The following is a 12956-nucleotide window of genomic DNA, read 5'->3' as shown; positions in this document are numbered from 1 at the left end:
TGCGGGCTTTTCTGATTTAAGTATATATACTAAAAATGTTTTACACAACCGACAAATTCTAGTAAAAACCCCTGAAAATTATAGCTTTGCAAATTCAACGGAAGAGGAATCGCGCTAAACAGCGAAACAATGATACAAAAAAGACAGGCAGTCCCCCATCCTTGAAGTATTTTGGGGGGGCAACATGCCTGCACTTTTGTTTGGTTTATCGTTGTTTTTTAAGAATGCAAAAAACGAAAAGCAAGTGTATGATTATTCTGGTGTGAATTATTTCCCGGGAAATTCAGAATGTGGTTTCTCGGTTTTGCTCTTCCGAAAATGGGAAGGCGTACAGCCTTTCAGCTCGATAAATTTGCAAAGGAAATAATCCACATCTTTATAGCCCACATCTTCGGCAATGCGGCCGATCCGCTTGTTTGTGTACAATAGCTGGTGGCACGCTTCGTTAATACGGTAAGAACACAAATAGTTTTTAAAGGACTGTCCGTATTTTTTGCGGAAGATTTGCCCTAAGTATGCACTGTTGATATAGTATTTTTTGCCCAAGCCCTGCAACGTCAGGTTTTCCGAGTAGTGTTCCTGGATTTCCTTGTCGATAGAATCCAAAATATCGGTGGAGATATTTTTTCGCAGAAGGGAAAGGTAGTCTGCATACTCGCGTGCAAAGCGGAACAGATGCTGTCGGCTCCTGCGGGAAATTCCTTCCCGGAAAGACTGCGCGCTGATAAATTGCAGCATTTCCTTCTGGTTGGCTTCGTTGTCCAAATTGGATGCAAGATGCATAAGACGGAACAAAAGATAATTTAAGTTCAGGTTGATATCTTTGTCATGTACGCCACGCCGCTGCATTTCGGCAAACAAATGGTCTATTTCGGAGCCGATGCGTTCCTGCTCATTCAGTTCAATGGCGGTAATCAACTGATCCAGGGTATCTTTGCACAAAACGGCTCTTTCTTGCGGAACCGATAACTCTTCCTCGTAATAATAGATCGATTTTTGCTGGCGGAAGGCGCAAAGGTTTTTCAGCCCGCAGACGGTATCATACGATTCAGAAACAGTGGTGATATCGTCCACTTTTTTGCCAACCAGAAATCGCAATTCGTGTTGTATCGAAACACCCAATTTCTTATAAAAATCCTGGATATACTGTGTTTCGGAACAGCCGGCATTTCGGGCAAGCGCACCGCTGTAAACAAAAGCAATCCCATACCCAACGCGATCCAGCGAAGCGTCATAGAAACACCGGCTCTGGTCCTCGCCTAAAATTTGCACACAGCTTTGGTACAGGTCACGCTGCACCATACGGAAGTGCTTCTCATCATCGTCATCTTCGCTGTCCGAAGAATGGCAAGCGGAAATTTCAATGTAACGAACGCCGTCCGAAAAATCCAGATGCTTATGCAGATAATCCACGCCGTTGGGATCATATTTGCCGAACAGCAACGAGATCAAACACCGGGCTTGATAGGCCAGTTCGTACTGCTCCTCCATTTTGCTGTTTTGCGAGATGTTATTGTATTTGCTGAGAATGGATAACAGATCTTGCTTTTCCACCGGTTTGAGAAGATAGTCGATACACCCGTAGCGCAGCGCTTTTTGAGCATAGGAAAACTCACTGTATCCGCTCAGAATCACGAAACCGGCGTTGGAAAGATTCTCCCGGCGAACAGTTTCCAGTAATTCAAGTCCGGTCATTTTTGGCATCATAACGTCGGTGATGACAAGGTCAACGGGTAACTTTTTTATGTACTCCAAAGCCTCCTGCCCGTCGGACAGAACGGCAGCCACTTCATAGCCTGCGGCGTTCCAGTCAATCAACGCCTGCAAACCTTGCGCAATAAACTGCTCATCATCTACGATAATAACTTTTAACATGTCACTCCGCCCTTATTGCTTTGTTTAGAGGGAACCGAATCGAAACAAGTGTTCCAATGCCCGGCTCGCTTTCCACCGAGAACTGTGCAGTATCCTCCGTCATCATGCGGATGCGCAGGCAGGTGTTCACCATGCCTACGCGTCCTTTTTCTTTTAACATTTTCAGGCTGGCGTTGCGCATCCGGTCTTGAATACGTTCTGCCTCGGCCTCGTCCATACCGCCACCGGTATCTTCAATTTCCATGCAAAGCGCATCGTTTTCTGTATACACGCGTACAAAAATCCAACCGGGAGAAGATTTTGCTTCAATACCGTGCACACAGGCATTTTCCACAAAGGTGGTAATGGTCAATTTCGGAACCAGGATGTTCTGGCAATCTTCCTGCGCATTGATTTGATACGAAAGGCGCTCCCCGAAGCGATATTTTTGCAAGGCCAGGTACGCTTCAACAAACGCCAGCTCACGCTTAATGGTATTGGAATCCGAGGACCAATCCACGTTTTGGCGCGCCATTATGGCCAATTTCTGTACCATATCGGCGGTTTCTTCTTCTTTTTTCAGGATGCTGTGCATACGGATGCTTTCCAGTGCGTTGAACAGAAAATGGGGATTGATTTGGCTGTATAAAGCCATCAGCTCTGCGTTCTGCCGGGCAATATCCATCTCCTGCTCTTTCAGTCGGCATCGGTAGACGGTGTCAATCAGGCTGTTCATCCGGTCAGCCATGCGGTTGTAGTTGTCCATCAGACTGCCGATCTCATCTTGACCGCTTGGCCCGGAAATCTTGATCAACACGTCGCTGTCCATCTGGTTGAAGACTTTTTCCAGACGGAAAAGACGAGAAGTAATGGAATTCTCCAGCAGATTCATCAAAAGCTGCGGGGGAATAATGTTCAGGAGCAGCAGCAGGATCAGGATATGGATGTTTTGGCGAATTAGGGCTAAAACGTTGCCGCTTGGTTCCATCACATAGATGTCCAGATCTTCCCCGTAAAGGGTAAAATGCTGGGACAAGCCTACCGAATCAGACGGGGAGAATGTGTCATAAGGCTGCCAACGATAATTGGGCATTGCGTTCGTAAGCAAAATCCGGTTACCGCTGCATACATAAACTGAATAGTTATACCCCATGTTCTGGAAATCGCGGTCCAGCGTGCTGTAATTGATTTCAATACACGAAAGGCGCTCCGCCTTATCGCTGTAAAGGCTATTCATCCCACGTAAAAACAACACCTGGCGCCCATCTGTTTCATCATAAGAAAAAAGAAGCCGCGGGCTGTAGCCATCCGCAGTATACTGCTGATACCAGGGCTCCTGCGAAACGGTGGATAACCGTGCAAATTCACTGCCGTTTATCAGGGTTTCATTGTCTGCATACACCCGTATGACAGAATTTGTGATCCGGGAAACACCCTGCAGCAAAGAATGGTGGATGTATTCTCGGTAACTTGAAAAATAGTCCCGGGGACTGGCATATTGCCGGCTCACAAAATCCTGGAGGGAGTCATCCATATACAGGCTGGTAGAAATCAGCGCGGAATCTTCTGTGGCGGCGGAAAGCATCGACTGCACTGATTTGGCTATTTTTTCCATCTGGTGCAGCTGCTCGGCATGCTCGTTCTTGGTTAATGCATGTAAAATTACAATATCGGTCAAAAATATGGGGACCAGAATACATAAAAAATAAAGATATCGAAGTTTTTTCTTCAGGCTTAAGTTATTGAGAAAACTCTCCAGCTTGATTCTGACATGATGAAACCGGTTCATACAAAGCTCCTTACCGGTGAATGTTGCAAAAGGACCTTGCTATTTTTAGCGGTGCAAAGTATAATGCCAGTATAATTCAGCCGCAGAACCATTGTCAATCAAATAACAGATTGAATGGTGTACAATTTGAATCGCTGTTTTTGGTGAATATTTACATCCTGAAAAAAAGGAGGAGAACTCATTGAGAGGCGTTTTTAATCCGGACAGCCCCCTGATGCGCGCCCTGGGCGTTGTGTGGGATCTTATTGTCCTGAATCTGCTGTTCCTGGTTTGCTGCATTCCGGTGGTCACCATTGGCCCTGCCATCACGGCTTTACATTATGTCACCACAAAAATGGCGGGTGAAAAAGACGGCACTCCGGTGGTCGGCAATTTTTTCAAGTCATTCCGGGCAAATTTCCGCCAGGGCGTACTGATGGGAATTCTTTTTGGGGCTGCAGGGGGATTTCTGGGCTATGATATCTATCTTCTATGGCATTCCGGGAATTTCCAAAACAGCATCTTTAAGATTTTGATTCCCGTGGCTGCAATCGCTTATATGATGACCTTCGTATATGCTTTCCCGCTGCTTGCAAGATTCAACAATACGGTTTTAGGTACCATACGGAATGCGTTTATCATGTCTGTGACCTCTTTGCCCAAAACCTTTTCCATGTTGTTGTTGATAGGCGCATGTGTAGCATTTACCCTGTATACACAGACCACATTGCGCTATGGACTGTTTTTGTGGTTTGCGCTGGGGTTCTCTTCGATCGCTTATGCAAATGCATTTGTTTTAAATGGCGTTTTCATGAAGTGCTCGGAGCAGTACTCTTCTCAGATAAATCAGGAGCAGTCTCAGGATACTACGGAGAATTCAGACAGCAAAAAGTAACCGTTTGACGGCATAGAATAAAGCAGAAGAGCGCAGGAGTCATCTCCGGCGCTCTTTTGCTTTGGTCTGGAAATCAGGCTTTCAGAGTAAAGGTAGCAACGCTGCATGCGGGCAAGAGGGAAGTAAAGCTGTTGGTACCAACAGTTATGTTTGTCAACGGCTTCGGCTCGACTTGATGGGGATTATCGAACGTATTGTAGGCAGCCGCGCCGGCACCATCACCGCTAAGAACCTGACCGGTGATGGAAGTAAACTTGCTCAGGCCATCCCAGTGAATTTCAACAGGCACAGAGGAATGATCGCTGAGGTTGACGACGGTAACCAGCACATTGCCGTTATGGTCTTCACTGGCGGAAACGTGCAAATTGGGAACCTTGCAGTCTGCCCCGTCTGCACCGATGAGCGCTGTTTCTGCGTAAGTTTCCAGCTGGCGAGCCCCCTGGTGGCCTTTGAACATATGGAACACGTGATACGTGGGCGTGCAAAGCATCCGCGGCCCGTCGGTAAGAATCATAGCCTGCAGCACATTGACCGTTTGTGCAATGTTGGCCATGACGACGGAATCACAATGATCGCCAAAGATGTTCAGGTTGACTGCAGCGACCAGGGCATCCCGCATAGCGTTTTGCTGGTACAGGAAATGGGGGTTGGTTCCTTCCTCCACATCAAGCCATGTACCCCATTCATCAATTACAAGCCCCAGATTTTTGTTGGGGCAGGCCTGCCGCATCCGTGCGGTGTGGTTTTCAATCAACCCCTTCATCTGAAGGGCTTTATACATGGTAATATAATACTCTTCGCGGCTGAACTTGGTGGCAGAGCCTTTGTGCTCCCATTCGCTGCCGGGAATGGTGTAGTAATGCAAGCTTAAAGCGTCTACCAGCGCCCCGGTCAGTTCAGCAACCCGTTGCGTCCAATCGTAGTTGAAATCACAGGCGCCGCTTGCAATTTTGTAAATCTTGTGGGAAGGATCGTAGTCCCGCAGGAAACTGGCATACTGACGGCACAGATCGGAGTAGTAGTCTGCGCGCATATTGCCGCCGCCGCCCCACATTTCGTTGCCGATTCCCCAGTACTTTACGTTCCAGGGTGCATCCTGACCGTTTTGCCGCCGCAAGTCCGCCATGGGGGAAACGCCGGGCATGTTGCAATATTCGACCCAGTCGCACATTTCCTGTACAGTGCCGGTGCCTACGTTTCCGTTGATGTATGCTTCGCATCCCAACTGACGGCACAGCTCCATAAATTCATGGGTGCCAAAGGAATTATCCTCCCGTACACCACCCCATGTGGTATTGATCAGCGTCTTACGGGAAGACTTGGGACCGATGCCGTCCTGCCAGTGATAGGTGTCTGCAAAACAACCACCCGGCCACCGAAGGACGGGAATATCCAGCTCTTTGAGAGCATTGACAACATCGGTGCGCATTCCATTCTGGTTGGGAATCTCGGAATCTTCGCCTACATACAGGCCGCCGTAAATGCAGCGCCCCAGATGTTCGGCAAAATGCCCGTAGATGTTTTTATTGATGGTGCCGACAGAGCGGTTGCCGTTAATGAAAATCAACATTGACATAGCCTCCTGAATGTGTGGTCCAGTAAACTGCGGTTCATGGAAAAAAGCAAACCGAAGGGGAAGTAAAAAATCGTTTTTTTGGTAGGGTACATTATACCTTTGCTTCTTGCGGGAACCAGATGCGGTAATGCCCGCTTAAAGCAAGCAGCGCAAAAAGATACAGGCAATTGTCATAATAACGCCGCGGTCCGGAACGGAGCGGAGTGCTAAAGAACCGGCGGAGCCATTCATCCGCGCAGGCGTCATCCAGAATCAGGGAACCCTGCGCAATGGTAGCCAGAAGCCCTACAGGATGCAGAGCATTTCCTTCAACGGGTGTGCCGTCGATCAGATAGATGCCGTTTGTTTGCCCGTGTTCCTTTTCTTCAAAAAATTGCTGAATATGTGCAGCTGTTTCTTGGGCCCAACCGTCTTTGTCCCCGAACCATTGGGCATCCAAAGCAATGTTGCCCAACGTGCGGTATGCATCGCTGAAGAACCAGTCGTGACGGTCCGGCTGATCACCCCGATGCGGGCGGCCGTCGTACTCGGCATATTCGGCACTCAATCCGGTACGGGCGTGGCAGGCTTTGCGCAGGTACTGGCGGCTGGCCGCTGCGGCTGCATGCCAGAAAGGACGGTCGCATTCGTCGCTCCACAGAGCAAAAAGTTCATAGAAATGCGGCAAATGATAAGAGGGATCGGTAAATTCACAGTTGGGAACGAATTTGATGAGATGGTTTTCGGGGTTCCACATGGGAAATCCGGAACCGGCTTCTTCGCCTTTGTGTACACATGTGTGCAAGATGCGCCGTGCCCAGGAAGCGTAATCCAGTACCCCTTCGCCGGAACCCCAGCGGTTGGCTGCAAAAAACAGGGACATGGCAAAAAATTCTTCGCCGTCAGGGGCGGGTCCATCGGAATTTTTGCTGCCGTCAGTATGACAGGACCAGGCAAAATAGCCGGCGTTTTCCCCTTCGGTGAGGTACATGTGGGTCACGACCCATCGCCACAGGCAGTCGAATTCCTTCTGGCGATTCATTTGTACGCAGAACATCATTGCGTAGGACATGCCCTCGGTACGGACGTCATGGTTCCCCGTATCCTCTATGTACATCATGTCAGGTCCGGCAAAATGGCAAAGGCGAACCCCCTGCGGACCATAGAACATCTCCTCAAATGTGCTTTCCAGCTTGTTGTCAATTTCGGCCTGCGAATATCCAAGCCGTTCCAGTCTGTTCAAATATTGCCCGTTATAGTAGGCACCTTCCATAATCATTTCAGCTCCTTCTGGACCGTGTAAGAGGTAACCGGTTTACGCGGTCTACTGATTTTGTGACTCACTATAGCAGGTTTTCTATTTTGAAACAAGTGCAAAAAGAGCGAAAAAACGTTATGAAATCCAAAACCGCGAGGAATATAGCAAGAAATGAGAAAAGGCACTTTGTAAAAACACCTTTTGCCAGAAGCCGAAAAATGGACGGGAACAGCAACATTTGCAAATCTTCTTTTTTCATTTCGATTTCCTAGATATAGTGGGCAGAAATTCTCCATTCAAAAAGCAAGAACCCCATGCAACAACAGTACAAAAAAGAATTGCTTACAGATGTACATATTTTTTTGAGGAAACAATGACAGTGATTAAAAATTGCTAACTTTATGCGTATGCCCCCAGATGCGGACAGAAAAATAAAAAAGCAAAATACAAGGAAACGTATAGCAAAAAATGAGAAGCACCACCGCGGTATAAGGCTTTATGATAAAGAAAAATAGCGGAACTCAAAAAGTTTATCATGAGAAGGTGTGCCTGAGATGCGTGATCAACGAATTGCTCCACGGGATCCCATCCCTCAGCGAGAGGCTCTGTATATTCTGGTTGATAAGCCCGTCGGCGGCGGGGGCTCCGATGCAGAAGCCAACCGATTTCCTGTTTTCTTGAACGATGAGCGTTTGGTAACATTCGCAAAAATCGTGGGTGGCGTTCAGGACGAGAACATTCTGCAAATGCTGCAGACAGCTAAAGGCTTCCGCCGGTTGGTTCACAGCATTGGTGTGAGCGTTGTCAGTGATGCGCCTGATAAAGCGGCCGTCTTTAGCATGTATTTTTCGGGGGAACATGGCACAGAAGGAGGTAGCGGCAAGATTTCTCTGTGTACCAACGGCGTCGAAACGATCCTGGAAATGGCTTGCGTAGAGGAACAAGATACGGATGCTGTTCCCGGCAAGTTCTTGATAGAACTCCCCTGTGAAGAAGACACGGCCCTTGTGACGGTCAAATTTTACCTTCATGACGGGTACCATGCGCCGCGATTTGATCCGGATCCGCCGGTTGAATTTGATACGCCGCAGTATAACGCAATGATCGCACGCTCTTGCTTGAGTACAGGGAACAATGCACGGATCAAGCGAGTTCTGGGGGACCTGCGTGCTGGTAAGCCGGTGACTCTGGCTTTTCTTGGCGGTTCTATCACACAGGGGGCCGGAGCTGTTCCCGAACAGGAAAAGTGTTATGCCCGTCTGACCTTTGAAGCAATCCGGGACAAATACTCCTCTGCACCCGATCAAGTGAATTATATCAAAGCCGGGGTAGGCGGAACCCCATCACAGCTAGCTTTGAATCGCTATGATCGAGATGTCACACGCAATGGTACGGTATCCCCGGATCTGGTCGTGGTAGAATTCGCCGTCAATGATTTGGGGGATGAAACCAATGGATGCTGCTACGAAAGTCTGGTGCATCGCATTTGGAATGATCCCGGCGAACCGGCTGTTATTCTCTTGTTTTCTGTATTTGCAAATGACTGGAATCTGAAAGAGCGGTTGGCCCCCGTGGGATGGCGGCATGAATTGCCCATGGTGGACGTGCTGGAAGCGGTCAGCCCCCAGTTTGGAGCAACGACTGCGCAGCGGAGTGTGATTACCAAGCGGCAATATTTCTATGATACCTATCATCCTTCCAACGCCGGACATCGCATCATGAAGGATTGCTTGATGTATCTGTTACAGCGTCTGGATGCCCAACAGAGTATGGCACCTGCAAAAGAAGCGCCGCCCTATTACAGTTTCTACTTCTCTGCGATGCAGGCGTATGACCGCGGCAACTTGCCGTTTGACATCTCTGTGGACCCGGGAAGCTTTACCGGTACCGATGAAGATCTGCAGATGGTTGCATTGGATAATGACACTTACAATACAGCGCAGTTTCCTTTCAACTGGAAAAAAACGTCCGGAAAGAAACCGTTTCAAATGGAGTTGGTATGCAAGTCACTCCAGATGGTTTTTAAAGATAGCGCATCCTTGGATTTTGGAAGAATCCGCGTAACAGTAGACGGGCAGACGGTTGCATATTATGACCCGAGGGAAGTGGGATGGACCCATTGCCACGCAACAATTCTGTTTGCGGAAGAAACCGCCGGCAAGCACCACATAGAAATCTGCATGGCGCCGGAGGATGAAGGTAAGACCTTCACAATCCTTGGCTTTGGCGTTGTGCGCTAATGATACAAAATAAGAAGAAAGGGGTACGTACAAAATGAAAGATCGTAACCAAAAACTGGAACAATACCGGGAGCGGGCACGCGCACTGGTTGCACAAATGACGCTGAAAGAAAAAATCAGCCAAATGCTCAGCTGGGCTCCGGCCATTCCGCGTCTGGGCATCCCTGCATACAACTGGTGGAACGAGGGCATTCATGGCGTGGGACGCGCCGGAACGGCAACGGTATTTCCGCAGGCAATTGGTCTGGCTGCGTCTTTTGATGAGGACTTACTGGGCCAGGTCGGGGAAGCCGTCGGCGTGGAAGCGCGTGGTAAATACAACATGTATCGCAGCTATCAGGACCGGGATATCTATAAAGGCCTGACAATCTGGGCGCCGAATGTAAATATATTCCGTGACCCACGCTGGGGCAGAGGGCACGAAACCTATGGCGAAGATCCGTACCTGACCTCTCGCCTGGGCGTACGCTTTGTGGAAGGTATGCAAGGCGATGACCCGGACTATCTGCGCGCCGCTGCCTGTGCCAAACACTTTGCAGTCCATTCGGGTCCGGAAGACCAGAGACATTATTTTGACGCCAAAGTTTCCCAACAAGATTTGTGGGAAACGTACCTTCCGGCCTTCCGTGCACTTGTAAAGGAAGCCGGAGTGGAAGCAGTCATGGGTGCCTACAACCGCACAAACGGTGAACCGTGCTGCGGCAGCAAAACCCTTCTTGTGGACATTCTGCGCGGAAAGTGGAATTTCCAGGGGCATGTTACGTCCGACTGCTGGGCAATCAAGGATTTCCATGAAGGGCATATGGTCACGTCCGGCCCGGTGGATTCTGTGGCATTGGCCGTAAATAACGGGTGTGACCTCAACTGCGGCGATCTGTACGCGTATCTGGAAGAAGCTGTGGCAGAAGGCAAGGTAAAAGAGGAAACGATTGACCGAAGCCTGGTCCGGCTGTTTACGACCCGCATGAAATTGGGCATGTTTGATGCGGAAGAGAAGGTACCCTACAACAAAATTGGGTACGATGCGGTAGATAGCCGGGAAATGCAGGCCCTGAACCTGGAAGTGGCCGAGAAGATTTTGGTTCTGCTGAAAAACGAAAACCATACCTTGCCGCTGGACAAAAGCAAGCTGCATCGGGTCGCAGTGGTCGGCCCGAATGCGGACAACCGCAAGGCTTTGGTCGGCAATTATGAGGGAACCGCATCCCGGTATGTGACGGTTCTGGATGGAATCCAGGAGTATCTGGGAGAAGATGTGCAGGTTCGCTACTCTGAGGGGTGCCATCTGTATGCAGATAAAATCCAGGGACTGGCAAAATCCAATGAGCTTATCAGCGAAGTACGCGGCGTATGTGCGGAATGTGATGTGGTGATTTGCTGCCTGGGCTTGGATGCGGGCCTGGAAGGTGAAGAAGGCGACCAGGGAAACCAGTTTGCCAGCGGCGACAAGCAGTCTCTTTCTCTGCCGGGAAACCAGGAGTCTGTACTAAAAGCCTGCATCGAGAGCGGAAAACCTGTGGTGGTGGTGGTGCTGAGCGGCAGTGCGTTGGCCTTGGGCACTGCGCAGGAAGGGGCAGCCGCCGTTCTGCAGGCATGGTACCCCGGTGCCCAGGGCGGCCGGGCCGTAGCGCGTGCCTTGTTCGGGGAATGCAATCCGCAGGGGAAGCTGCCGGTCACTTTTTATCATTCGGATGAGGATCTGCCTGCATTCACGGATTATGCAATGAAGGGACGCACCTACCGCTATATGGAAAAAGAACCGCTTTACCCCTTCGGTTATGGCCTTTCTTACAGTCATTTTACCTTCCGGGATGCCAAGGCCGATGCTGCACAGATTGGGCCGGACGGTGTGGATGTAAGGGTAACGGTAGTCAACGACGGGCAGTACCGCGGCCGTGAAACCGTTGAAGTTTATGTCAAGGCCGAACGCCCTGGCACACCGAATGCGCAGCTGAAAGCACTGGCAAAAGTGGACCTTATGCCTGGGGAAGAAAAGTGCGTTACGCTGCATCTGCCGCAGTGTGCTTTTGCTCTTTGCAACGAGGAGGGCATTTCGGAAGTGCTACCGGGTGAATACACCGTTTGGTTGGGAGGAAGCCAGCCCGATGCACGCAGCATCCTGCTGACGGGGCAGAAACCACTCAACATCCTGCTGCATCAAAAGGAGAAAGTTGTTATCTCCGACTGATGTCCCCTCCTGAACCCCATCTTTCCGTTTGTTGGAGATGATTTGATGAGTGATACGATTTACGCAGATCACGCTGCTACGACCCCGCTTGAACCGGAAGCCTGGGAAGCGATGTGTTATTGGCTTACTAAGGATTTTTCCAATCCGGCAGCCTTGTATCGAAGCGGAATTGCCGCACATCAAGCAGTAGAGCGAGCGCGCCAAAGCGTGGCAGAATGCCTGAGATGCAGCGCATCACAAATCTTTTTCACATCCGGCGGCAGCGAAAGCAATACGTGGGCAATCCTGAGCGGTGCCAGCAGAGCAGGCATCGGTAGCAGAGAAGTCGTCACTACGCCTATTGAACATCACTCAGTCGGTAGAGCCTGCGCATCGCTAAAAAATAGCGGAATAGCTGTATATACGTTGCCGGTCAGCGAAGAAGGGAAAATAGATTTGCCTGCTTTGCTGCGGGCTCTGGAACGGCAGCCCAGATTGGTGACCATTCAATACGCCAACAACGAGGTAGGCACGATTCAGGATATCCCTACCATTTCCACCCTTTGTCAAAAAAAAGGTGTATTGCTCCATGTGGATGCTGTACAGGCAATCGGGCATATCCCCGTAGTATTAGACGGCATCGATTTTCTCAGTGCTTCCGCGCATAAATTTGGCGGTCCCAAAGGCATAGGCTTCCTGTATGCACGAAATCCTGCTTTGCTGAAGCCTTTGATTTTTGGTGGCGAACAACAGAGCGGATTACGCCCCGGAACGGAACCGGTAGCTCAGATTGTAGGGCTGGCATGCGCGCTCAAACTAGCCTGCAAACAGATGGAGCAGCATGCCGCATTCAAACGAATGTTAGCAGAAGAATTTTGCCAAACACTTCGTCAATCTTGGGCAGAAGTATATTTCAATAGTACCAAAGCAGGCTTGCCTGGTTTGGTTAGCGTGGGGCTGCCAGGCTACGAGGGTCAGAATCTTACCTACCGATTAGATGTGGCCGGCGTGTGTGTTTCACCGGGTGCTGCGTGCGATAACACAAGGAGCCGCAATGCCTCCCATGTATTGCTGGCCCTGGGGGGAACTGCGGCTCGTAATGCATTGTGTACACTTCGGTTTAGTTTTGGCCGGGCCAATCATTCCGGTGACGGAATCGAGGCTGCACAAAGGCTGGTGAAGATTCTTCAATCTATGCCCAAACGCCTGCTATGATTGC

General features: G+C 49.8%; 8 protein-coding genes. 4 read left to right on the top strand and 4 right to left on the bottom strand.

What is annotated here, in order from left to right; all coding sequences use genetic code 11:
* Nucleotides 1-267: 267 nt before the first annotated feature.
* Nucleotides 268-1875, bottom strand: coding sequence for a response regulator transcription factor (locus NQ490_RS05690; RefSeq protein ID WP_007048088.1), 1608 nt, complete (start codon nt 1873-1875; stop codon nt 268-270).
* Nucleotide 1876: 1 nt separating this feature from the next.
* Entirely contained in the window at nt 1877-3643 is a 1767-nt protein-coding gene (locus NQ490_RS05685) for a sensor histidine kinase (RefSeq protein WP_007048089.1), read from the bottom strand.
* 181 nt (nt 3644-3824) lie between these two features.
* Here NQ490_RS05685 and NQ490_RS05680 point away from each other — a divergent pair, with 181 nt between their 5' ends.
* Nucleotides 3825-4517 (top strand): YesL family protein, encoded by a 693-nt coding sequence (locus NQ490_RS05680; protein WP_050764738.1) that lies wholly within the window; start codon nt 3825-3827, stop codon nt 4515-4517.
* A 73-nt stretch (nt 4518-4590) separates the two neighbouring features.
* On the opposite strand, the gene NQ490_RS05675 is transcribed toward NQ490_RS05680, so the two are convergent.
* On the bottom strand, nt 4591-6087 hold the full coding sequence (locus tag NQ490_RS05675; RefSeq protein WP_007048092.1) for an alpha-N-arabinofuranosidase: 1497 nt from the start codon (nt 6085-6087) through the stop codon (nt 4591-4593).
* A 97-nt stretch (nt 6088-6184) separates the two neighbouring features.
* Entirely contained in the window at nt 6185-7129 is a 945-nt protein-coding gene (locus NQ490_RS05670; RefSeq protein WP_320415305.1) for a glycosyl hydrolase family 8, read from the bottom strand.
* Between the two features lie 755 nt (nt 7130-7884).
* Between NQ490_RS05670 and NQ490_RS05665 the strand changes: the two genes are divergently transcribed.
* From NQ490_RS05665 to NQ490_RS05655, 3 genes are read left to right on the top strand one after another with little or no spacing between them, the layout of a single operon-like run.
* Nucleotides 7885-9570 carry an SGNH/GDSL hydrolase family protein gene (locus NQ490_RS05665; RefSeq protein WP_007048097.1) on the top strand — a complete coding sequence of 562 codons (1686 nt, stop codon included), beginning with the start codon at nt 7885-7887 and terminating at the stop codon, nt 9568-9570.
* Nucleotides 9571-9604: 34 nt separating this feature from the next.
* Entirely contained in the window at nt 9605-11758 is a 2154-nt protein-coding gene (locus NQ490_RS05660; RefSeq protein ID WP_007048098.1) for a glycoside hydrolase family 3 C-terminal domain-containing protein, read from the top strand.
* A 45-nt stretch (nt 11759-11803) separates the two neighbouring features.
* The gene (locus NQ490_RS05655; RefSeq protein WP_084759169.1) at nt 11804-12952 is read left to right on the top strand and encodes a cysteine desulfurase family protein; all 1149 of its coding nucleotides are present in this window, start codon (nt 11804-11806) and stop codon (nt 12950-12952) included.
* The last annotated feature ends 4 nt before the right edge of the window (nt 12953-12956 follow it).

Source organism: Subdoligranulum variabile (assembly GCF_025152575.1).
GTDB classification, from domain to species: domain Bacteria; phylum Bacillota; class Clostridia; order Oscillospirales; family Ruminococcaceae; genus Gemmiger; species Gemmiger variabilis.
This window is presented reverse-complemented; position numbering and strand designations above follow the sequence as displayed.

Coding starts and splice junctions, on each gene's coding strand:
- NQ490_RS05655 (WP_084759169.1), top strand. CDS start 11,804: ATGAGTGATACGATTTACGCAGATCACGCTGCTACGACCCCGCTTGAA.
- NQ490_RS05670 (WP_320415305.1), bottom strand. CDS start 7,129: ATGTTCTGCGTACAAATGAATCGCCAGAAGGAATTCGACTGCCTGTGG.
- NQ490_RS05665 (WP_007048097.1), top strand. CDS start 7,885: ATGCGTGATCAACGAATTGCTCCACGGGATCCCATCCCTCAGCGAGAG.
- NQ490_RS05690 (WP_007048088.1), bottom strand. CDS start 1,875: ATGTTAAAAGTTATTATCGTAGATGATGAGCAGTTTATTGCGCAAGGT.
- NQ490_RS05660 (WP_007048098.1), top strand. CDS start 9,605: ATGAAAGATCGTAACCAAAAACTGGAACAATACCGGGAGCGGGCACGC.
- NQ490_RS05675 (WP_007048092.1), bottom strand. CDS start 6,087: ATGTTGATTTTCATTAACGGCAACCGCTCTGTCGGCACCATCAATAAA.
- NQ490_RS05685 (WP_007048089.1), bottom strand. CDS start 3,643: ATGAACCGGTTTCATCATGTCAGAATCAAGCTGGAGAGTTTTCTCAAT.